General features: G+C 48.0%; 1 protein-coding gene. It reads right to left on the reverse strand.

The genetic code is table 11. From position 1 onward, the window contains the following. The coding region (locus HC175_RS16320) for an alpha/beta hydrolase family protein (protein WP_168139447.1) at nt 1-621 on the reverse strand (621 nt) is incomplete at both ends.

Below are 621 nucleotides of genomic sequence, written 5' to 3' on the forward strand. Positions count from 1 at the left end.
TCGAAGGTTGAAATCATAGCGGGCAGTAGACTTTCTGTTCCCGTGACCTTCCCCCGGATAAAGCACCAGTCTCACCGGAGTATCCGTTCGGGTTTTAAGGTGACGATACAACTCGAATGACTGCCCCGGATCCACTCTGGTGTCTTCCTTACCATGGAGGATTAATAGCGGAGTCTTCGCCTGGTCTGCATAGAAGATAGGGCTGCGCTCCAGGTAGAACTGGTAATCATCCCAGATCCTTTTACGGCTGTGTACCAGGAACATTTCTTCGGGAATATCACTTGTTCCCCATTTAGAAATATTGTTGCTTATTCCTACCGACATTACTCCGGCGGCAAAACGATCTGTGTGCCGCGTTGACATCCATGCCGTTGCATAACCTCCATAAGAACCTCCCGTCACTCCAACTTTATTTTTGTCAACATTGTAGTTCTCAATAAGGTGATCTATTCCGTCTATGATATCATCAAATTCTTTTCCGGCAGGATCTCCCTGGCTGGATTTGGAGAATTCCACTCCGCGGCCGGTACTTCCTCTATAGTTAGGGTAGAAAACAGCGTATCCCTGTCCTGCACCAACCTGCCCGGGCATGTTATACGCAGTTAACCATCCATTGTCATA

The organism is Salinimicrobium oceani, from assembly GCF_012037645.1.